The sequence below is a fragment of the Curvibacter sp. EU05-FHT14A10 genome (assembly GCF_058791075.1).
This window is the reverse complement of record NZ_JBYTDE010000019.1, coordinates 12,666-32,036: the sequence shown is the minus strand read 5'-3', so window position 1 is coordinate 32,036 and position 19,371 is coordinate 12,666. Positions and strand designations below refer to the sequence as shown.

At 65.8% G+C, this 19,371-nt stretch carries 17 protein-coding genes; 4 read left to right on the top strand and 13 right to left on the bottom strand.

All coding sequences use genetic code 11. From position 1 onward, the window contains the following. Positions 1 to 2 precede the first annotated feature (2 nt). The 3 genes from AC3WUT_RS25825 to pyk form a co-directional block, all read right to left on the bottom strand. Positions 3 to 911, bottom strand: a complete 909-nt coding sequence (locus AC3WUT_RS25825) for a phosphoribosylaminoimidazolesuccinocarboxamide synthase (RefSeq protein WP_492349929.1) — start codon at positions 909 to 911, stop codon at positions 3 to 5. A 555-nt stretch (positions 912 to 1,466) separates the two neighbouring features. Further along, positions 1,467 to 2,531 carry a class II fructose-bisphosphate aldolase gene (gene fba / locus AC3WUT_RS25820; protein WP_492349928.1) on the bottom strand — a complete coding sequence of 355 codons (1,065 nt, stop codon included), beginning with the start codon at positions 2,529 to 2,531 and terminating at the stop codon, positions 1,467 to 1,469. Between the two features lie 174 nt (positions 2,532 to 2,705). After that, positions 2,706 to 4,142 carry a pyruvate kinase gene (gene pyk / locus AC3WUT_RS25815; RefSeq protein WP_492349927.1) on the bottom strand — a complete coding sequence of 479 codons (1,437 nt, stop codon included), beginning with the start codon at positions 4,140 to 4,142 and terminating at the stop codon, positions 2,706 to 2,708. A gap of 399 nt (positions 4,143 to 4,541) precedes the next feature. Between pyk and AC3WUT_RS25810 the strand changes: the two genes are divergently transcribed. Next, positions 4,542 to 5,648, top strand: a complete 1,107-nt coding sequence (locus tag AC3WUT_RS25810; protein WP_492349926.1) for a fatty acid desaturase — start codon at positions 4,542 to 4,544, stop codon at positions 5,646 to 5,648. Positions 5,649 to 5,743: 95 nt separating this feature from the next. Here the strand turns inward: AC3WUT_RS25810 and AC3WUT_RS25805 are convergent, their stop codons facing one another. From AC3WUT_RS25805 to def, 6 genes are all read right to left on the bottom strand, one after another. Beyond that, positions 5,744 to 6,940, bottom strand: a complete 1,197-nt coding sequence (locus AC3WUT_RS25805) for a phosphoglycerate kinase (protein WP_492349925.1) — start codon at positions 6,938 to 6,940, stop codon at positions 5,744 to 5,746. Between the two features lie 94 nt (positions 6,941 to 7,034). Further along, a complete protein-coding gene (locus tag AC3WUT_RS25800; protein ID WP_492349924.1) occupies positions 7,035 to 7,370 on the bottom strand; it encodes an AzlD domain-containing protein in 336 nt (111 codons plus the stop codon). A 37-nt stretch (positions 7,371 to 7,407) separates the two neighbouring features. Beyond that, positions 7,408 to 8,145 carry an AzlC family ABC transporter permease gene (locus AC3WUT_RS25795; protein WP_492349923.1) on the bottom strand — a complete coding sequence of 246 codons (738 nt, stop codon included), beginning with the start codon at positions 8,143 to 8,145 and terminating at the stop codon, positions 7,408 to 7,410. A gap of 15 nt (positions 8,146 to 8,160) precedes the next feature. Beyond that, on the bottom strand, positions 8,161 to 9,120 hold the full coding sequence (gene fmt, locus AC3WUT_RS25790) for a methionyl-tRNA formyltransferase (protein ID WP_492349922.1): 960 nt from the start codon (positions 9,118 to 9,120) through the stop codon (positions 8,161 to 8,163). 27 nt (positions 9,121 to 9,147) lie between these two features. Continuing rightward, a complete protein-coding gene (locus AC3WUT_RS25785; protein ID WP_492349921.1) occupies positions 9,148 to 9,666 on the bottom strand; it encodes a hypothetical protein in 519 nt (172 codons plus the stop codon). After that, a complete protein-coding gene (gene def, locus AC3WUT_RS25780) occupies positions 9,663 to 10,172 on the bottom strand; it encodes a peptide deformylase (protein WP_492349920.1) in 510 nt (169 codons plus the stop codon). The genes AC3WUT_RS25785 and def overlap by 4 nt, the downstream gene beginning before the upstream one ends. Before the next feature lie 169 nt (positions 10,173 to 10,341). On the opposite strand from def, the gene AC3WUT_RS25775 reads away from it, so the two are divergent. The 3 genes from AC3WUT_RS25775 (at position 10,342) to AC3WUT_RS25765 (ending at position 13,446) form a co-directional block, all read left to right on the top strand. Then, positions 10,342 to 11,631: a LysM peptidoglycan-binding domain-containing protein gene (locus tag AC3WUT_RS25775; protein WP_492349919.1), complete on the top strand. Its 1,290-nt coding sequence runs from the start codon at positions 10,342 to 10,344 to the stop codon at positions 11,629 to 11,631. 34 nt (positions 11,632 to 11,665) lie between these two features. Further along, entirely contained in the window at positions 11,666 to 12,868 is a 1,203-nt protein-coding gene (dprA, locus tag AC3WUT_RS25770; RefSeq protein ID WP_492349969.1) for a DNA-processing protein DprA, read from the top strand. A gap of 71 nt (positions 12,869 to 12,939) precedes the next feature. Beyond that, the gene (locus AC3WUT_RS25765) at positions 12,940 to 13,446 is read left to right on the top strand and encodes a Smg family protein (RefSeq protein ID WP_492349918.1); all 507 of its coding nucleotides are present in this window, start codon (positions 12,940 to 12,942) and stop codon (positions 13,444 to 13,446) included. Between the two features lie 33 nt (positions 13,447 to 13,479). Here AC3WUT_RS25765 and AC3WUT_RS25760 read toward each other — a convergent pair whose 3' ends face one another. From AC3WUT_RS25760 to yajC, 4 genes are all read right to left on the bottom strand, one after another. Beyond that, entirely contained in the window at positions 13,480 to 15,888 is a 2,409-nt protein-coding gene (locus tag AC3WUT_RS25760) for a DUF1631 family protein (RefSeq protein ID WP_492349917.1), read from the bottom strand. Positions 15,889 to 15,920: 32 nt separating this feature from the next. Further along, positions 15,921 to 16,874 carry a protein translocase subunit SecF gene (secF, locus tag AC3WUT_RS25755; RefSeq protein ID WP_492349916.1) on the bottom strand — a complete coding sequence of 318 codons (954 nt, stop codon included), beginning with the start codon at positions 16,872 to 16,874 and terminating at the stop codon, positions 15,921 to 15,923. Positions 16,875 to 16,936: 62 nt separating this feature from the next. Next, on the bottom strand, positions 16,937 to 18,823 hold the full coding sequence (gene secD, locus AC3WUT_RS25750; RefSeq protein ID WP_492349915.1) for a protein translocase subunit SecD: 1,887 nt from the start codon (positions 18,821 to 18,823) through the stop codon (positions 16,937 to 16,939). Between the two features lie 82 nt (positions 18,824 to 18,905). Further along, positions 18,906 to 19,241: a preprotein translocase subunit YajC gene (yajC, locus tag AC3WUT_RS25745; RefSeq protein ID WP_492349914.1), complete on the bottom strand. Its 336-nt coding sequence runs from the start codon at positions 19,239 to 19,241 to the stop codon at positions 18,906 to 18,908. Positions 19,242 to 19,371 lie beyond the last annotated feature (130 nt).

Below are 19,371 nucleotides of genomic sequence, written 5' to 3'. Positions count from 1 at the left end.
GATCAGGCGGTGAGGCGGTCCAGGGCTTCGCGGTACTTGGCGGCCGTCTTCTCGATCACTTCACGCGGCAAACGAGGTGCAGGTGCCGTCTTGTTCCAGGGGGCGCCATTGACACGGACGGCTTCGAGCCAGTCACGCACGAACTGCTTGTCGTAGCTGGGCGGGTTTTCGCCGGCCGCAAAAGCGGCGTCATAGCCTTCCACCGGCCAGTAGCGCGAGCTGTCGGGGGTGAGCACCTCGTCCATCAGCACCAGGCTGCCGTCGGTGTCCAGGCCGAATTCGAACTTGGTGTCGGCAATGATCATGCCCTTGGTCAGCGCGATCTCGGCTGCGGCCTTGTAGATGGCGATGCTGATGTCGCGGATGCGGGTAGCCAGGTCCAGGCCGATCATCTCGACCGTGCGCTCGAAGGTGATGTTCTCGTCGTGCTCGCCCATCTCGGCTTTGGCCGCAGGCGTGTAGATGGGCTCGGGCAGGCGGGATGCGTTCTTCAGGCCTTCGGGCAGGGGCACGCCACAGACCGAGCGGCTTTCCTGGTACTCCTTCCAGCCGCTGCCAGCCAGGTAGCCGCGCACCACGGCCTCGACCGGAATGGGCTTGAGGCGTTTGACGAGCATCGAACGGCCCGCGACCTGGGCCACTTCGTCAGCGGCCACCACGCTCTCGGGGGCGTCGCCAGTCAGGTGGTTGGGGCACAGGTGGCCCAGCTTGTCGAACCAGAACAGCGCCATCTGGGTCAGCAGTTCGCCCTTGCCGGGGATGGGCTCGCCCATGATGACGTCAAAGGCAGAGAGCCGGTCGCTGGCCACCATCAGGATGCGGTCGGTGCCCACGGCATAGTTGTCGCGCACCTTGCCACGGGCCAGCAGGGAGAGGGAATGGAGGGCAGAGGTGTGCAAGGCGGTGGACATGGTTTTGACTTCAGAGAAAACGGCGGAAACCCAGAAATGAAAAAGCCCGCTGAACAGTCAACGGGCCCGCGCTATTCAGCGTGATTATCGCAAGAGTCGACCGGCCACGCCATGAGGCGGCCCGGCAGATGACGCCAGAGGCAAGGCCCGGCCATGAAAAAAGGCCCCGCAGGGGCCTTCAAGCCCCTGTCTTCTTTCAGCAGCCCTGCAACGAAGTGAACAGGCCGGCGCCGGGCCGCCCCAAGGCGGCCTGCGGCCCCCTGGGGCAAACACGAAGTGAGGGAGCGTGGGGGCAGTACAGCCCGCCGCCCGGCCGCCCGAAGGCGAGCTGGGCCCCCTTGGGGGGCAGCGACCACACGAAGTGAGGAAGCGTGGGGGCCTCAGTACAGCCCGCCGCCCGGCCGCCCGAAGGCGGGCTGGGCCCCCTTGGGGGGCAGCGACCACACGAAGTGAGGGAGCGTGGGGGCCTCAGTACAGCCCGCCGCCCGGCCGCCCGAAGGCGGGCTGGGCCCCTTGGGGGGCAGCGACCACACGAAGTGAGGAAGCGTGGGGGCCTCAGTTCACCACCTGGGCCAACTCGCCGGCGGCGTAGCGTGCGGCCATGATCTGCAGGGTCGCGCCCTTGATCTTGGCACCCTGGCCTTCGCAACCGAATTCGAGGTAGCGCTGCTTGCACACCGCCTTGGCGGCTTCGCGGGCCGGCTTGAGCCACTCGCGGGCATCGAACTTGTCGGGGTTCTCGGCCAGGAACTTGCGCACCGCGCCGGTCATGGCCAGGCGGATGTCGGTGTCGATGTTGATCTTGCGCACGCCGAACTTGATGGCTTCCTGGATTTCGGCCACGGGCACGCCGTAGGTTTCCTTCATCTTGCCGCCGTACTGGTTGATCAGGGCCAGCAGTTCCTGGGGCACCGACGACGAACCATGCATCACCAGGTGGGTGTTGGGGATGCGGGCGTGGATTTCCTTGACGCGGCTGATGGCCAGCACATCGCCGGTGGGCGGACGGCTGAATTTGTAGGCGCCGTGGCTGGTGCCGATGGCAATGGCCAGGGCATCGAGCTGGGTTTCCTGGACGAAGCGGGCCGCCTCTTCGGGGTCGGTCAGCATCTGGCTGTGGTCGAGCTTGCCGACGGCACCGATGCCATCTTCTTCGCCCGCCTCGCCGGTTTCCAGCGAGCCCAGGCAGCCGAGTTCGCCTTCCACGGTGACGCCAACCTTGTGGGCCATGGCAACCACCTGACGGGTGACGTCCACGTTGTAGGCGAAGTCGGCCGGGGTCTTGCCGTCTTCACGCAGCGAACCGTCCATCATCACCGAGCCGAAGCCCAGGTCGACGGCGCCAGCACAGATCTTGGGGCTGGTGCCGTGGTCCTGGTGCATCACCAGCGGAATGTGGGGATAGGCTTCGGTGGCGGCCTGGATCAGGTGCTTGATGAAGGGCTCACCGGCGTACTTGCGGGCACCGGCGCTGGCCTGCAGGATGACCGGAGCGCCCACTTCGTCGGCCGCAGCCATCACGGCCTGAACCTGCTCCAGGTTGTTGACGTTGAAGGCTGGAATGCCGTAGCCGTTGGCGGCGGCGTGGTCCAGCAGTTCGCGCATGGAAACGAGAGACATGGTGTAGATCCCTGGGAGGTAATGATGAATCGGTGAACGCGGGCAAGCCCCGGCTTGGTAACCCCGCTGTAACTGCAGAGATTTTAGCCGTATGTCGCCACGCCACGCCATGCCCAGACGGGCTCCCAGGGCCGCTCCCTGGCGCCCTTCCGGGTGCCAGGGGAAGGGTCGCGCTCAGCTGACGCGGCAGATCTTCAACATGTTGGTGCCGCCGGGCGCCCCCATGGGCTCGCCACAGGTGATGGCGTACACATCACCGCTGCCCACGATGCCGCGCTTCTTGAGGTGGGCTTCGGCCTGAACCAAGGCGGTATCGCGGTCGCCACTGGTGTCCATGAGCAGGGGGCGCACATTGCGGAACAAGGCCATGCGGCGCTGCGTGGCCACCTTGGTGGTGAGGGCGTAGATGGGCACGTGGATGCGGTGACGGCTCATCCACAGGGCGGTCGAGCCACTGTCCGTCATGGCCACGATGGCCTTGGCGCCCAGGTGGTGAGCCGTGAACAGCGCGCCCATGGCGATCGATTGGTCGATGCGATTGAACGATTTGCCCATGAAGTCGGCTTCCAGTTCGACTTCCTCGGCGGCCTCGGCAGCGCTGCAGATCTTGGCCATCTCCTCGACCGTCTCAAGCGGAAATTTGCCGGCGGCGGTCTCGGCCGAAAGCATCACGGCATCGGTGCCGTCGAGCACGGCGTTGGCCACGTCACTGACCTCGGCGCGGGTGGGCACGGGGTTGGTGATCATGCTTTCCATCATCTGGGTGGCGGTGATCACGACCTTGTCGTTGTCGCGGGCCAGGCGGATCATGCGCTTTTGCAGCGCCGGCACCACCGCGTTGCCCACTTCGACAGCCAGGTCGCCGCGCGCCACCATGATGCCGTCGCTGGCGGCCAGGATTTCCTCCAGGCGCGGGATGGCCTCGGCCCGTTCGATCTTGGCGATCAGGCCCGGCTTGTGGCGGTATTCGGCCGCGGCCACGTTGCACAGCTGGCGAGCCATTTCCATGTCGGTGGCGTTCTTGGGAAAGCTCACCGCCACGTAGTCGGCCTGGAAGCTCATCGCGGTGCGGATGTCTTCCATGTCTTTGGCGGTCAGCGCCGGGGCGGTCAGGCCGCCCCCCTGTTTGTTGATGCCCTTGTTGTTGGACAGCTCACCACCGAGCTTGACCACGGTGTGCACCTGCTCGCCGCGCACGGCGGTGACGGTCAGCACGATCAGGCCGTCGTTGAGCAGCAGCACGTCGCCCGCCTTGACGTCGCGCGGCAGCTCCTTGTAGTCCAGCCCAACGCCCTGCAGGTCACCCGGCTCAGCGCGTGAGGCATCCAGCACGAACGGCATGCCCGGCTCAAGCATCACCTTGCCTTCGGCGAACTTGCCGACGCGGATCTTCGGCCCCTGCAGGTCAGCCATGATGGCCACTTCGCGCCCGGCGCGCTGGGCAGCAGCACGCACCAGGGTGGCGCGGTCGATGTGGTCCTGGGCCTTGCCATGGCTGAAATTCAGCCGCACGACATTGACGCCCGCACGGATCATTTTTTCCAGCAGATCGGGATCGCTGGAGGCGGGGCCAAGGGTGGCGACGATTTTGGTGGCGCGGCGGGTGCTCATGCAGTGTCTCCTGTAACTTAGTTTCTATTTTCACACGGATCGAGTTACCAACGCGGTACATGCCATCCGCAATGCCCGCCTAGCGGACACGGACATTCGATCCGGCTTGCATTGTGCGCGGCCCCGGGCTTGGTCTGCGTCAGAACCACGCCCGCCGGGTGCGCGCCAGGGTGCTGCGCGAGCCGTGCGCGCCCGCGGTGTGGCGCACCAGCGCTGCCGGCTGCGCGGATGATTGAAAATCCTGGTTTTGAAGCATTTAGACCGACGGCAATCCCAGGCAGATCAAGGGGGCTTTGCCACAGGACAAATGCATCAGCTTTGAGGCGCGTCAACGGCCTGTCTTGACAAAGCCCTACCATCCGCACCTGCCGCTAAATTCGCAGAATCCTTTAGGCGACCATGAACGTCACTCAGAACTCCCCTCAACCGCTGCCCGCACCGCTGGCTCCGGACCTCCCCCTGCCCCACCGCAAGATCATCCGCTCGTGGCTGATTCCCCTGTCCGAGCGCACCACGCTGTGGGCCATTGTGTTGCTGGCTTTCGATTACGCCGTGCTGGGCGCCTTCCTCTGTGGCGTGGTGTTGCTGGGTTCGGTCTGGCTCAAGCTGCTGTGCGGCCTGGCCGCCGGCTTCATGCTGGGCCGCCTGTTCATCATTGGCCACGACGCCTGTCACCAGAGCCTGACACCGCACCGCCGCCTGAACAAATGGCTGGGCCGCATCGCCTTTTTGCCCTCGATCACGCCCTACAGCCTGTGGGACGTGGGCCACAACGTGGTGCATCATGGCTTCACCAATCTGAAGGGTGTGGATTTCGTCTGGGAACCCAAGACCCAGGCCGAGTTCGAGGCCATGACCCCGGGTCGCCGCTTCATGGAACGCCTGTACCGCAGCGGCTGGGCCCCCGGCCTGTACTACATGATCGAAATCTGGTGGAAGAAGATGTTCTTCCCCAGCAAGTCGAGCATGGGCACCCGTCGCCCGCTGTTCTTGTGGGATTGCGTGGGCGTGTCGGCCTACGGTGTGGTCTGGATCGGCGCCCTGGTGGCCTCGGCCCTCAGCACCGGCCAGTCCATCGCCACCCTGCTGCTGCTGGGCTTTGTGGTGCCGATGATGTTCTGGTTCGCCATGATCGGTTTCGTGGTGTACGTGCACCACACCCATGTGAAGGTGTCCTGGCATGACAACAAGGCTGCCTGGACCCGTGCCCAGCCTTTTGTGTCGACCACCGTGCACCTGACCTTCCCGCTGCAGATCGGCGCCGTGCTGCACCACATCATGGAGCACACCGCCCACCACGTGGACATGAGCATTCCGCTGTACCGCCTGAAGGACGCCCAGAAGATGCTGGAAGACCTGCTGCCAGGCCGCATCATCATCCAGCCTTTCTCGTGGAGCTGGTACTTCAAGACCGCCCGCGCCTGCAAGCTGTATGACTTCACGCGCCGCTGCTGGACCGACTTCAAGGGTCAGGCCACCAGCGTGCCGCAACCGATGCCGGCCTGATCACCGCCGACCCGCCCAACAAAAAGCCCCGTCATTGACGGGGCTTTTTTGCATCCGGCCCAGGCCCCTGAGGGGCACAGAATCGGGCCGGGGAATCACTGCTCGCTGGCGCGGCGCGACAGGATCTCGAAGGCCGGCAGGGTCTTGCCTTCCAGCACTTCGAGGAAAGCGCCACCGCCGGTGGAGATGTAGCCCACCTGCTTTTCGATGCCGTACTTGGCAATCGCCGCCAGGGTGTCGCCACCGCCGGCGATGCTGAAAGCACTCGATTCAGCGATGGCCTGGGCGATCACCTTGGTGCCGTTCTCGAAGGCAGGGAACTCGAACACACCCACCGGACCATTCCAGACGATGGTGCCGGCCGCCTTGAGCTGGGTGGCCAGGCGGGCCGCGGTCTCGGGGCCGATGTCCAGGATCAGGTCGTCGTCCTCCACCTCGGTGGCCTTCTTGACGGTGGCCGGGGCGTCGATGGCGAAGGTCTTGGCCACCACCACGTCGGTGGGGATCGGCACCTCGGCGCCGCGCGCCTTCATGGCTGCAATCACGGCCGTGGCTTCGCCCAGCAGGTCTGGCTCGGCCAGACTCTTGCCGATCTTCAGGCCGGCCGCCAGCATGAAGGTGTTGGCAATGCCGCCGCCCACGATCAACTGATCAACGTTCTTGGCCAGACTTTGCAGAATGGTCAGCTTGGTGCTGACCTTGCTGCCAGCCACGATGGCGGCCAGCGGGCGCTTGGGATTGGCCAGGGCCTTGGAGATGGCGTCGATCTCGGCCGCCAGCAGCGGACCGGCACAGGCCACGGGGGCAAACTGGGCGATGCCGTAGGTGGTGCCCTCGGCACGGTGTGCGGTGCCAAAGGCGTCGTGCACAAAGATGTCGCACAGGGCAGCCAGTTTGCGGGCCAGCTCTTCCTTGTTCTTTTTCTCGCCCACGTTCAGGCGGCAGTTTTCAAGCAGGACCACCTGGCCAGGGGCCACGCTCACGCCGTCGACCCAGTTGGAGACCAAAGGCACCTCGCGCCCCAGCAGCTCGCCCAGGCGCTTGGCCACGGGGGCCAGCGAGTCCTCGGGCTTGAACTCACCCTCGGTCGGGCGGCCCAGGTGCGAGGTGACCATCACGGCGGCACCGGCCTGCAGCGCCATCTGGATGCAGGGAACGCTGGCACGGATGCGGGTGTCTTCGGTGATGTGGCCTGCGTCGTCCTGGGGCACGTTCAGGTCGGCTCGGATGAAGACGCGCTTGTCGCGGGCTTGGCCGCTGGCGCACAGGTCGGAAAATCGGATGACGTTCATGGCTTGGCTTTGGTTCTGGACAAAACCCTTCCATTCTAGAAGCATGGGCTTCGTCAAACTGACACAACCCAGGCCCAGGGCCGGCCCCGACGCCTCACCAGCCCAGGCCGATGTGCAGCGGCAGGTACACCGCCATGCCCAGCACAATGGTCAGCAGCACGTCCTTCTTCCAGTAATAGGCCGCAGCACCGGCCAGGGCACCATACAGTCGGGCGTCCTGCAACGAAGGGGTGAGATGGCCCTGCACCATCACCACCTCGGGCACCACCACCGCCGCCAGGGCCGCGATGGGTGCGTACTGCAAACCTCGCTGGGCCCAGTGGGGCAGGCTCCAGGGCTTGCTCGACATGAAAAAGAAGCTGCGTGCGATCACGGTCACGCAGGCCAGGCCGATGATGACGGCAACGGTCCAGAGGTCGGTAGTCCCCATCAGGTGCTTTCCATCAGGTGTTTTCAGGCGATGCGATTCAGTGCGGGGCGCCTGCCGCGCGCCGAGGTTCAAAGCGCTCCAGGCTCAGACACAGCAGCACGGCCACCGCAATGGCGGCCACGATGTTGAGCTTGAGTGGCAAGGCATAGGCCAGCACGGCGGCCACACCGGCCACCGCCACCGCCACCGCGCGCAGCCGCGTGCTGGCCAGCGAACACAGGATGCCGATCAGGCACAGGATGCCGGCGAAACCCAGCCCCCATTGCGTGGGGATGAAATTGGCGGCCACCACACCCACCAGGCTGGCCGAGATCCAGCTACCCCAGTTGACCACGCAGTTGCCCGCCAGATAAGCGGTTTGGGCCAGGCGCTCTTCGGCGTTCACCCCGGGCTTGGGGTAATGCCGTGTGAACAGCACATAGGTCAGGTCGGCCGTGAGGTAGCCATGCATCAGGCGCTCCCACAGCGGCAGGTGCATCAGGTAGGGGCGCAAATGCAGGCTGAACACCACAAAACGCAGGTTAACGCAAAAGCCCGTGGCCAGGATCACCCAGGCCGGGGCCCCGGCCACCAGCAAGGGAATGGCCGCCAGTTGCGAGCTGCCGGCAAACACCAGCAAGGTCATGAGCACGGACTCGAAGACGCTCATGCCCGACTTGACCATGGCCACGCCCGTCATCAGTCCCCAGGCGGCAATGCCCGGGGCCTGGGGCCACATCTGGCTCATGCCGGCAGCGAAGGCTGAGTGGCGGTAATGGGCAGGGCGCAGAAACATCGCGTGCGTCCGGCCTCAGGCCACGGTGCCGAGCACGGCATCCACCTGCAAGGGAAAGCCGCGCAGAAAATCGGCCACCGGCAGGCGCTTGCCGCCAGCACGCTGCAACACACTCAGGCGCAGCCGGCCTTGCCCGCACTGCACCAGCACGCCGCCCTCGTCCACCGCCAGGATGCGTCCCGGGGTGTCGCCCGCACCGGGCTCAGGGGTGGCCGCCCAGACCTTGATCGTCTCGGCCCCCAACACCGTCTGGGCACCCGGAAAAGGATCGAAGGCGCGCACCCGGCGGCCAATGACTTCGGCCGACAACGCCCAGTCCATCGCAGCCTCGGCCTTTTCGATCTTGTGCGCGTAGTTCACGCCTTCGGCCGGTTGTGGCACAGGGCGCAGGCCACCACAGGCGGCCAGTTCCAGGGCTTCGACGATCATCCGCCCGCCCAGAGTGGCCAGGCGATCGTGCAAGGTGGCGGTGGTCTCGGTGCCTGAAATGGGCAAGCGCTCCACCAGCAACATGTCGCCCGTGTCCAGCCCGGCATCCATCTGCATGATGGTGACGCCGGTTTCAGAGTCCCCCGCCTCGATGGCACGGTGGATGGGCGCCGCACCGCGCCAGCGCGGCAGCAGCGAGGCGTGGATGTTCAGGCAGCCCAGGCGGGGCGTGTCCAGCACCCACTGCGGCAGGATCAACCCGTAGGCAGCCACCACCATCACGTCGGCCTGCGCCGCCAGGATGGCCTCGCGCGCCGCGGCGGCCTCATCGGGGTACTTGCCATCGAGCCGCAGGCTGCGCGGTTGTGCCACGGCCACCCCTTGCGCCACGGCCCATTGCTTGACCGGGGAAGGCTGCAGCTTGAGGCCGCGGCCGGCAGGCCGGTCGGGCTGGGTGAGCACCAGCGGGACCTCAAAACCGGCCGCATGGAGCCGTTCCAGCGCCACGCGGGCAAACTCCGGCGTACCGGCAAAAATCACTCTCATGCGTTCAGCCCCGCCAGACGGCAGGTGTCATCCAAGGTGGAGCCCATTGGGCGGATTGCGAACCTGCTGGTAGATCACGCGGCGCAGCACGCCTTGGGGGTCCAGGTGCAGGTAGGCATAGAAAGGTTCGTTGAGATCGAGAAATTGATAGACCCAGACCGAGCCCTCGAAGCGGGCCACCTGATCGATGCGCAGCGGCTGGCCATACAGCAGACGGATGTCCTCGGCCCGGGTCTGGTCGATCACCATGTCAGCGTCGATGCGGCTTTTCAGCAGGGGCTGATCCACACGCCGCAGCCGGCCCTCGGCATCCAGGTCCAGGTTGTAGACCGTCACCCCGGCCGGCAGGAACGAATACTGCAGCCGCTCGCCCTGAGGCAGGGCGTAGCGGGCGGTGGGCTCACCCAACCGGGCCAGCACCTCGGCCCGGGTCGAGCCCAAAGGCTGCGACATCGGAAAGCGCGGCCCCACCCAACCCGCACAGCCTGCCAGGCCCAGCGCCAGCAGGCACGAAGCCAGCCCGTGCCGAGCCCGGAGCCCACTCATTCGCGGGCCTCGCGTTGCAGCTTGAGCATCTTGGTCTTGATGCGATTGCGCTTGAGCGGAGACAGGTACTCGACAAACACCTTGCCCAGCAAGTGGTCCATCTCGTGCTGGATGCAGACGGCCAGCAGGCCCTCGGCACTGATTTCGCGCGACTGGCCCTGGGCGTCCAGCGCCTTCACCCGCACCGCGGCAGCGCGTTCAACGCCGTCATAGATGCCCGGCACCGACAGGCAACCTTCGTCACCCACGTGGTGCTCTTCGCTGGCCCAGGTGATTTCGGGGTTGATCAGCACCAGCGGCTGATCCCGGTCTTCGGAGACATCGATCACGATCAGACGCTCGTGGAAATCCACCTGGGTGGCCGCCAGGCCGATGCCCTTGGCGTCGTACATGGTCTCGAACATATCGGCCACACGTTGTTGCAGGCGCTCGTCAAACGAGGTGACGGGCTTGGCCACCTTGTGCAGGCGGGGATCGGGGTAACAGAGAATGGGTAGAAGAGCCATGGCGTTTCGCAGCAGTTGTCGCTATTTTCGCCACTTTTGGCTTGCCCCTCCCGGGCTGGGTTCATTTTTCATTGCCCAATCAAGGGCTTGGGCGCAAAATCTGACCCGTTTTGTGACGTTCCGCCGGGTTGAAGCCGACCTTTGACGGCGGACCCCGGGAGCTGCAGGAATGCCAAAAGACCACCACCATCAGCCCGTGCGCAGCGATCGACGGCTGATCACGTTTTCCGCCCTCTCGATGCTGGGCCTTGCCGCTGTGCCCGCCTGGGCACAGCGCTACCCCGTCACCAGCGAACAGAAAGCCAGTGCCCAGCAGGCCGCCCAGAATGGTGTGCCTGAAGGCGAACTGTCCGCCAGCGCCCCCAACACCTACACGGTCAAAGGCGGCGACACCCTGTGGGGCATTTCAGGCGTGTTCCTGAAAAAACCCTGGCGCTGGCCGGCGCTGTGGGGCATGAACTTCGAACAGGTCAGCAACCCCCACCTGATCTACCCTGGGCAGACGCTCTACCTGATCCGCCAGAACGGGATGGCCCGCCTGAGCCTCAGCCCGGCCGACGGCTCGGCCGACATCCCCACCGTGCGGGTGTCGCCGCGCTCGCGCTACGAGTCGCTGGCAGACAACGCCCTGCCCACCCTGCGCAGCCACCTGATCGAGCCCTTCCTCGCAGAGCCCGTGGTGGTCGACGAAAACACCTTGCTGCAAGCGCCCCACATCGTGGCCGCACAGGACGACCGCGTGCTGATGAGCCGCGGCGACCGGGCCTACGCGCGCGGCGAAGCCAGCACCCCGCTGCTGATGGGCCCGGGCCTGCCGCGCGACTTCCGGGTGTTCCGCAGCGCGACCCCGATCAAGGACCCGAACGACGGCAAGATCCTTGGGTATGAGGCCCAGTACCTCGGGCGTGCCCGCTTGATTCGCGCCGAAGGCGCACAGGACGAGCCCGACGACACCCCGGTGGTGCGCCCCTTCCCGGCCAGCAACGTCAGCGAAGGCGGCTACCCGGCCACCAAGAAGCCACCGCCGCCCACCGAGATCATCCCGGCCTCGATCGACATCACCTCGATCAAGGAAGAGATCCGCGCTGGCGACCGCCTGTTGCCCGAGCCCCCCCGCCAGTTGATGAACTACGTGCCCCGGGCCCCTCAGGTGCCCACCGAGCGCGGCCGCGTGGCCTCGATCTACGGCAGCGCGGTGGCCAACGCGGCACAAAACCAGATCGTGGCGATCAACCTGGGCACACGCGACGGCATCGAACCCGGGCATGTGCTGGCCATCCTCAGCGAAGGGGCCCGTCTGCTGGACACCAGTGACGGCTCGCGCGCCCGCATGAAATTGCCCGACGAACGCAACGGCCTCCTGATGGTGTTCCGCTGCTTCGACCGCATCTCGTACGCGCTGATTCTGGAGATCAAGCAGGCCGTGCGTGTGGGCGACCGCCTGGTCAACCCCCTCTGATCGCGGCGCTCCACCCCCGGGGCCCGGCATGGCGCTGCAACGAGAAGAACTCCAGGCCTGGCTGCGCCTGACACTGAGTCCGGGCGTGGGCAACCAGAGCGCCCGGCGCCTGCTCGCGGCCCTGGGCTCGGCCGAGGCGGTGTTCGAAGCCCCCAGGGACCAACTCGGTACCCTGGCCACGCCCGCGCAGACCCAGGCCCTGTGCCAGCCTCCCGCGGGCCTGCAGACCCTGCTGGAGCGCACCTGGGACTGGCTGCAGAACCCGACCGAAGGCCTGTGTCACCAGGTGCTGACACTGGGCGACCCGGCCTATCCCGCCGATCTGCTGCAACTGGCCGATCCCCCCTTGATGCTGTATGCCCTGAGTGGCCGCCCCTTGCCCCCCAGCGACGCACCGCTGCAGGCCATGGCCGTGGTTGGCAGCCGCAACCCCAGCGCCCAAGGCCTGGAGAATGCACACGCCTTCGCCCACAGCCTGGTCGGCCATGGCTTCTGCGTGGTGTCCGGATTGGCCCTGGGCATTGACGGCGCTGCGCACGAAGGGGCCCTGAGCGCCGCGGCAGGCAGGCCAGACACCGCCCACGGGCCCACGTGGGCGGTGGTGGGCACCGGCCTGGACCGGGTGTACCCGCGCCAACACCGCGCGCTGGCCCACCGCGTGGCACTGCAAGGGGTGATGCTGAGCGAATACCCGCTGGGCACCCCGCCCCTGGCCGCCAACTTTCCCAAGCGCAACCGACTGATCGCGGCCCTGGCGCGCGGCACCCTGGTGGTGGAGGCGGCCCTGGCCTCGGGCTCGCTGGTCACGGCCCGCCTGGCGGCCGAGCAGGGCAAAGAGGTGTTCGCCATCCCGGGCTCGATCCATGCCCCGCAATCCAGGGGCTGCCACGCGCTGATCCGCCAGGGCGCCAAGCTGGTGGAAACCGTGCAGGACATCCTGGAGGAGCTGCCGTCGTCCCATTCACCCGATTCACCTGATTCACCCCGTTCACCCGGTGTGCCCCAGCCCGAGCTGCCCGGCCTGGCACGCCGCCATGAGGCGGCGGCCGAGGGCGCCCCCGCCACGGGCGACGAGGTGCTGGACGCGCTGGGTCAGGACCCCTGCACACTGGACACCCTGCAGGCCCGCTGCGGCTGGTCCACCCCGACGCTGCAGGCACGCTTGCTGACACTTGAGCTCAACGGCCAGATCAGCCGCCTGCCGGGTGGGCGCTTTCAGCGCATCGGCATGGCTTGAGTCCCGACCACGGCGCAGGCAAAGCGGGGCCAAAAGGGGGGCCCGGCGAACTCGGCTATATTGCCCGGATGATGGATGTTCTGGTCTTTGTGTACGAAAACTATGGGCGCAGCGACGCCTGCCCCGAACTGACGCAGCTGGGCCACAAGCTGACAGCGGTCGGGTTCGAGTCGGAGGAGATCGAGCAAGCGCTCGACTGGCTGGAGGATCTGCAGCAGACCGCCGCAGGCATGCGCGCCGTGCTGCCCCGCCCTGGCGGCAGTGGTACGAGCCCACTCAACCGTCCCCGTGTACAGGCGGCCCGCCAGGACAGCCTTCGAGCCTACCTGCCCCGCGAGATCGAGCACCTGGGCTCGGAGGGCTTGGGCTTTCTGCTGTTCCTGCAGGCCGCCAAGGCCCTGCCGACCGAACTGCATGAGGTGGTGATGGACCGGGCCACCGCCGCGCACGACCGTCCGCTGACGCTGGAAGAGCTGAAAATCATCATCCGCATGGTGTTCTGGCAGTTCGACCACGAGCCCAGTGCCTTGGTGCTGGACGAGCTGTGCCACGACCGCAGCACGCAGACGCTGCACTGATCCCAGGCCAACGCCGCCAAGGCCGGCCGGACCTCAGTTGAGCAGGCGTTCGGGGTTGGCGTCGAGCTTGGCCAGGGCGTCTCGGGTGGCCCGCAGGGTGAGGGTCTCTTCCTCCTGGGGCACCATCAACCCCGCCTGCAGATAGGCCGCCAGGCGGCGCAGCTGAATCAGGTAACTGCTGCCATCCATGGCCGCGAACAGGTGCAACTGGCGCCGGTCGCTGCGCCAGGCGTACTGCACCTGCTTGACCGAGCCGTTGTGGTCGAGTGAAAACCAGAGCCCGGTCTGCAATTCGAGCGCCCAGGCCAGCATGTCCTCGCTGGGCTGGGTGCCTCCGCCGGCCACCACGGTGAGCGCAGCACCATCCACCCCCAGCATCACCTCCAGGCTTTCTGCATCCAGTGGCAGTTCGTCCAGGCCCTCTTCGGTGACGTAGTCCTCAAGGTGGGTGAGGCGCTTGGCCATCGCGTCGATGGTGGCCTGCGGGATGGCTTCGGTCTTGGACAAAAAGGCATCCGCCAGCGTCTCGCTGAGGATCTTGATGTGGGCCTCTTGCGGGGCCCCGGTCACGCCCAGCATGGCCAAGCCCTTGCGCAAGTGCTGCAGCAGCATGGGCAGGTCATGGATCACACGGGCACGGTCAGAGCGATTGGGCTTGGCACTGGCGGCCCACACCAGATCGGCCGCGGCCTTCTTGAGCGCCACCGTGCTCTCGTGCTGCGGCCCGCTGCGAACGGCCGACAGGGCCAGCACCTCGGACCACACCTTGAACAGGAAATCCCGGATCTCGTCGCGCACCGGCATGTCCTTGAGCATGTTGCGCATCTCGATCGTGTACTGGATGGCCAGCGCCTCTTTCTGCTCCACCTGCTGGGCGACGGTCACCAGGCGCGCCGTCTTGCCTTTCTCGGTCAGGAAGCGATTGAGAAATTTCTGGAACTCATCGTGCACCAGCTGGAACACACGACGCCCGGTTTCGGGGTACTGCTCGATCACCTGCACCACGCGACGGATCTCGGCCTCCAGGGCAGAGTCAGCGATGGTGTTGTCATCAAACCCCAGCACGCACGAGCCCATGCGGTCGATCAGCAGGCGGGCCGGGTGGCTGAGGTTGTCAAAGAACTCGGGCTCGGCCAAGGCCACCCGCAGCACGGGCACCTGCAGCCTGGCAAACCAGACCCGGATCGCCGGCGGCAGACGTTCCTCAGACAGAATGCTCTGGAACATCAAGGCCACGATTTCGATGGTGGCTTTTTCAGCGGGGTTGGCCGTCTTCTTCTTGAGCTCGGCCGATTTGTCGCGCAAGGCGCCGGCCGCGGCTGCCACCCCGGCTGGGGTGCCCTCCATCATGAACAGGTTCTGCACCGAAGCCATGCGCTGGCCCACGCCCCCCATGCTGGCCCCCGTGGTCAACATGGGCATGAGGGCTTGAGCCAAAGCCTCACTGGCCGGTGCGCCACCACGGGCCGCCATCAGCCCCTGCGCCAAACCCGCACCACCCACGGCCCCCGAGATCGAGCCCTGGGACGACAGGGCGGCCACGGCGGGCACATCGCCCACCGAGCGCACCAGCAAGCGCTGCAACTGGCCGATCAGGCCATGGGCCCGGGCCCGAGCGCGCATCAGCGGCGAGCTGCCCGACAGGATCTGGGTCTCATCGCCCCCGGTGCGGGTGGTGTGCAGGCGCCCCGGGCCATCACCGGACACGCCCGGACGCCCGCTGAGCTCTGCCGCGGACGACAGTGGCGCCGTGCCCGAGACGCCAGTCTCCATGACACCGGGCGAGGCCGGTGCCCGCTTGACCCTGCTGCGCAGGTCATCCGAAGCCACCACACCACGCTGTTGCAACCACTGGTTGGCCTGGCGGTAGGCCTCCTGGATCTGGGGCGCCAGAATTTCTTTGATGCGCTCGGACAGCAGCAGCAACACGTCGCGGTTCAGGCCACTGGCCACCCATTGCTCGATCAGGTGCTGGCACAGGGTTTCCTGCCGCAGCACGTCATCGGCGCCCAGATCCCCCCCGCGAGGCAACTCCTGCAGCTTGCCGCGCAACTCCTGAAAGCCCGCGCCCACACGCTCGGACAAGGCCTGGGCCATGCGCGAGGCGGTGATCTGGTTGTCGAGCACATCGTCGCCCACCAGTTGCAGGTTCATCACGTCGAGCTGTGCGGTGCGCGGCGCTGAGGGCCCGGGCGGATGCAAGGCCTTCAGCCAGGCTGACTGCAAGCCTTCGACAAAAGCCTTGCGGTGCTGCTGCCAGCTCAGCCAGGCATCGCGGTGCAACTGCATGTCACGCGCCATGCCTGTCTGGCTGGCCAGCGTCAGCAGCTGGGTTTCACAGGCCTCTGCCAATGCAGGCAGGCCCTGGACCAACACATCCACAAAGCGGCGGCGCACCTGGGCGCCCAGCTCTGGGGGTGGAGGAGAAGGGCTGAAGACCATCGCGGGGCGGTGAGAAACTCAGAACCAGGAACTCAGACCGTGGCACCCGCGTTTGGATCGTCAGGGTCACCTTCCTTGCGCACCGGACCCTTGATCAGATCCTCGCGCTTGATGCCCAGCCACATGGCAATCGCCGCGGCCACGAACACCGAGGAGTAGATGCCGAACAAAATGCCGATGGTCAGCGCCATCGCAAAGTAATGCAGCGTCTGGCCGCCGAACAGCAGCATCGACAGCACCATGATCTGGGTCGATCCGTGGGTGATGATGGTGCGGCTGATGGTGGAAGTGATCGCGTTGTCGATGATCTGCACCGTGTTCATCTTGCGAAAGCGCCGGAAGTTCTCACGGATCCGGTCGAAGATCACCACCGACTCGTTCACGGAATACCCCAGCACAGCCAACACTGCTGCCAGCACCGCGAGCGAGAACTCCCACTGGAAGAAGGCAAAGAAGCCCAGGATGATCACCACGTCGTGCAGGTTGGCAATGATGGCCGCCACCGCGAACTTCCATTCGAAGCGGAAGGCCAGGTAGACCATGATGCCCAGCACCACCATGCCCAGGGCCTTGAGCCCATCGTGCGCCAGCTCTTCGCCCACCTGCGGACCGACGAACTCGGTGCGGCGCAGGCTGGCTTCGCCGTCCAGCGCCTTCAGGGCCACCATGACCTTGTCACTTTGCTGCGCCGAACTCACGCCCTTCTGGGCCGGCAGACGGATCATCACGTCCTTGGAGCTGCCGAAGTTCTGCACCAGCACATCGTCAAAGCCCAGGCCGGTGACGGTGCTGCGCACCTTCTCGAGTTCGGGCGCCTGCACATAGGCCACGTGCATCACGGTGCCGCCGGTGAACTCCACCGACAGGTGCAAGCCCCGGGTCAGCAGGAAGAACACCGCCGCGGCGAAGGTGAGAAAGGAAATCACATTGAACACCAGCGCGTTCTTCATGAACGGGATGTCTTTGCGGATCTTGAAAAATTCCATCGCTTTGTCCTTGCTGGGCCAGTCCCCGACAGCGGGGCTGGCCGATCATCAGTCTTGCGGGCTCAATCGGCCTTGGCCACGGCCGTGCCGTCGCCATCAGGGCGCCACACCGTGCCAATGGCCACGGACTTGAGCTTCTTCTTGCGGCCATACCAGAGGTTGACCAGGCCACGTGAGAAGAACACGGCCGAGAACATCGAGGTCAGGATGCCGATGCAATGCACCACGGCAAAACCCCGCACCGGGCCCGAGCCAAAAGCCAGCAAGGCCAGGCCCACGATCAGCGTGGAGATGTTGGAGTCCAGGATGGTGGCCCAGGCACGGTCGTAACCAGCATGGATGGCCGCCTGCGGCGAGGCGCCGCTGCGCAGCTCCTCACGCACACGCTCGTTGATGAGCACGTTGGAGTCGATCGCCATGCCCAGCGCCAAGGCCATGGCCGCAATGCCTGGCAGGGTCAGGGTGGCCTGCATCATCGACAGCACCGCCACCAGCAGCAGCAGGTTCAGGCCCAGGGCCAGGCAGGAGAAGACGCCGAACATCATGTAATACACGCACATGAATGCCACGATGACCAGGAAACCCCAGGTCACACTGTGGAAGCCCTTGGCGATGTTCTCAGCCCCCAGCGTGGGGCCGATGGTCAATTCTTCGATGATTTCCATCGGCGCCGCCAGCGAGCCGGCGCGCAGCAGCAGCGAGGTGTCAGTGGCCTCCATGGCGGTCATGCGGCCCGAGATCTGCACCCGGCCACCGCCGATTTCGGAGCGGATCACCGGTGCGGTCACGATTTCACCCTTGCCCTTCTCGAACAGGATGATGGCCATGCGCTTGCCCACGTTCTCACGGGTGACATCCTTGAAGATGCGCGAGCCCTTGGCGTCCAGCGTCAGGTTGACGGTGGGCTCCTGGGTCTGGCTCTCGAAGCCGGGTTGAGCGTCGGTGAGGTTCTCACCGGTCAGGATCACCTGCTTCTTGACGACCAGGGCCTGGCCATTGCGGTCGGGGTAGCGCTCGCTGCCAAACGGCACCGGGCCGCGGCCGATGGCGGCAGCACCGGCATCCGAGCTTTCGTCGACCATGCGCACTTCCAGGGTGGCGGTGCGGCCCAGAATATCCTTGGCCTTGGCCGTGTCCTGCACGCCGGGCAACTGCACCACGATGCGGTCCTGGCCCTGTTGCTGGATCACCGGCTCGGACACACCCAGTTCATTGATCCGGTTGTGCAAAGTGGTGATGTTCTGCTTGAGCGCCATCTCCTGCACCTTGCGGGCCGCCTCGGGCTTGAGGGTGGCGGTCAGCTTGAAATCGCTGCCATCGGGCGACTCGACCATCTGCAGCTCGGGCAGTTGATCGGCGATCACAGCGCGGGCAGCCTGCAAGGTCTGGGTGTCACGGGCACGCACCTCGACGGCCTGGCCGTTGCGCGAAATGCCGCCGTGACGCACATTCTTTTCGCGCAACAGCGTGCGGATGTCACCCGACAGGGATTCGGCCTTCTTGGTCAGCGCCGCCTCCATGTCGACCTGGAGCATGAAGTGGACGCCGCCGCGCAGGTCCAGGCCCAGGTACATCGGGGCCGCACGCACGGCACGCAGCCATTCGGGGGTGCTCGACAACAGGTTCAGCGCCACCACATAAGAAGGGTCGCTGGCATCGGGCACCAGGGCGTGCTGCAGTGCATCCTTGGCCTTGAGCTGGTCGTCGGTGGTGTTGAAGCGGGCCTTGACGGAATTGCCGTCGAAGCTGGTGGCCTCGGCCTTCAGGCCGGCCGTGCCAAGCACCTCATCCACCCGCTTGAGCATCGAAGCATCCAGCTTGAGGGTGGCCTTGCCCGAAGACACCTGCACCGCGGGCGACTCGCCAAAGAAATTGGGCAGGGTGTAGAGCACCCCAAAGAGCGACACGATCAAGATGATCGCGTACTTCCAGACCGGATAACGGTTCATGATCGCGCAGGTACCTGACTAATGAAAAGACGCAGTGGCCACCCACCGGGGGTTGGCCACCGCTGGAATCGCACGGTGTGGCTTACTTCACCGAGCCCTTGGGCAAGACCTGCACCACGGCGCTGCGCTGGATCTGCACTTCGACGCCAGCAGCCACTTCCAGGCTCAGATGGGTTTCACCCATCTTGGTGACCTTGCCCAGCAGGCCACCCGAGGTCACCACCTCATCGCCCTTGGCCAGCGCTTCGATCATGGTGCGGTGCTCCTTCTGGCGCTTCATCTGGGGGCGGATCATCACGAAGTACAGCACCACGAACATCAGCACCAGCGGCAGCATGCTGGTCAGCGACGACATGATGTCGCCACCGCCGGCGGCAGCAGCGGGGGCAGTCTGGGCAAAAGCAGAAGAAATGAACACTGAGAACTCCACAGGGGGTAACAAATGAGAAAGCCCGCAGGCTGACCGCAGCGAGGCGGGCAGGCGGGTGCTGGCAAGATTGTATGTCGGGCCGCTGCGGCGGCAATCGGGGGGCCAATGCCCCCACAGC

Coding starts and splice junctions, on each gene's coding strand:
- AC3WUT_RS25825 (WP_492349929.1), bottom strand. CDS start 911: ATGTCCACCGCCTTGCACACCTCTGCCCTCCATTCCCTCTCCCTGCTG.
- fba (WP_492349928.1), bottom strand. CDS start 2,531: ATGTCTCTCGTTTCCATGCGCGAACTGCTGGACCACGCCGCCGCCAAC.
- pyk (WP_492349927.1), bottom strand. CDS start 4,142: ATGAGCACCCGCCGCGCCACCAAAATCGTCGCCACCCTTGGCCCCGCC.
- AC3WUT_RS25810 (WP_492349926.1), top strand. CDS start 4,542: ATGAACGTCACTCAGAACTCCCCTCAACCGCTGCCCGCACCGCTGGCT.
- AC3WUT_RS25805 (WP_492349925.1), bottom strand. CDS start 6,940: ATGAACGTCATCCGATTTTCCGACCTGTGCGCCAGCGGCCAAGCCCGC.
- AC3WUT_RS25800 (WP_492349924.1), bottom strand. CDS start 7,370: ATGGGGACTACCGACCTCTGGACCGTTGCCGTCATCATCGGCCTGGCC.
- AC3WUT_RS25795 (WP_492349923.1), bottom strand. CDS start 8,145: ATGTTTCTGCGCCCTGCCCATTACCGCCACTCAGCCTTCGCTGCCGGC.
- fmt (WP_492349922.1), bottom strand. CDS start 9,120: ATGAGAGTGATTTTTGCCGGTACGCCGGAGTTTGCCCGCGTGGCGCTG.
- AC3WUT_RS25785 (WP_492349921.1), bottom strand. CDS start 9,666: ATGAGTGGGCTCCGGGCTCGGCACGGGCTGGCTTCGTGCCTGCTGGCG.
- def (WP_492349920.1), bottom strand. CDS start 10,172: ATGGCTCTTCTACCCATTCTCTGTTACCCCGATCCCCGCCTGCACAAG.
- AC3WUT_RS25775 (WP_492349919.1), top strand. CDS start 10,342: ATGCCAAAAGACCACCACCATCAGCCCGTGCGCAGCGATCGACGGCTG.
- AC3WUT_RS25765 (WP_492349918.1), top strand. CDS start 12,940: ATGGATGTTCTGGTCTTTGTGTACGAAAACTATGGGCGCAGCGACGCC.
- AC3WUT_RS25760 (WP_492349917.1), bottom strand. CDS start 15,888: ATGGTCTTCAGCCCTTCTCCTCCACCCCCAGAGCTGGGCGCCCAGGTG.
- secF (WP_492349916.1), bottom strand. CDS start 16,874: ATGGAATTTTTCAAGATCCGCAAAGACATCCCGTTCATGAAGAACGCG.
- secD (WP_492349915.1), bottom strand. CDS start 18,823: ATGAACCGTTATCCGGTCTGGAAGTACGCGATCATCTTGATCGTGTCG.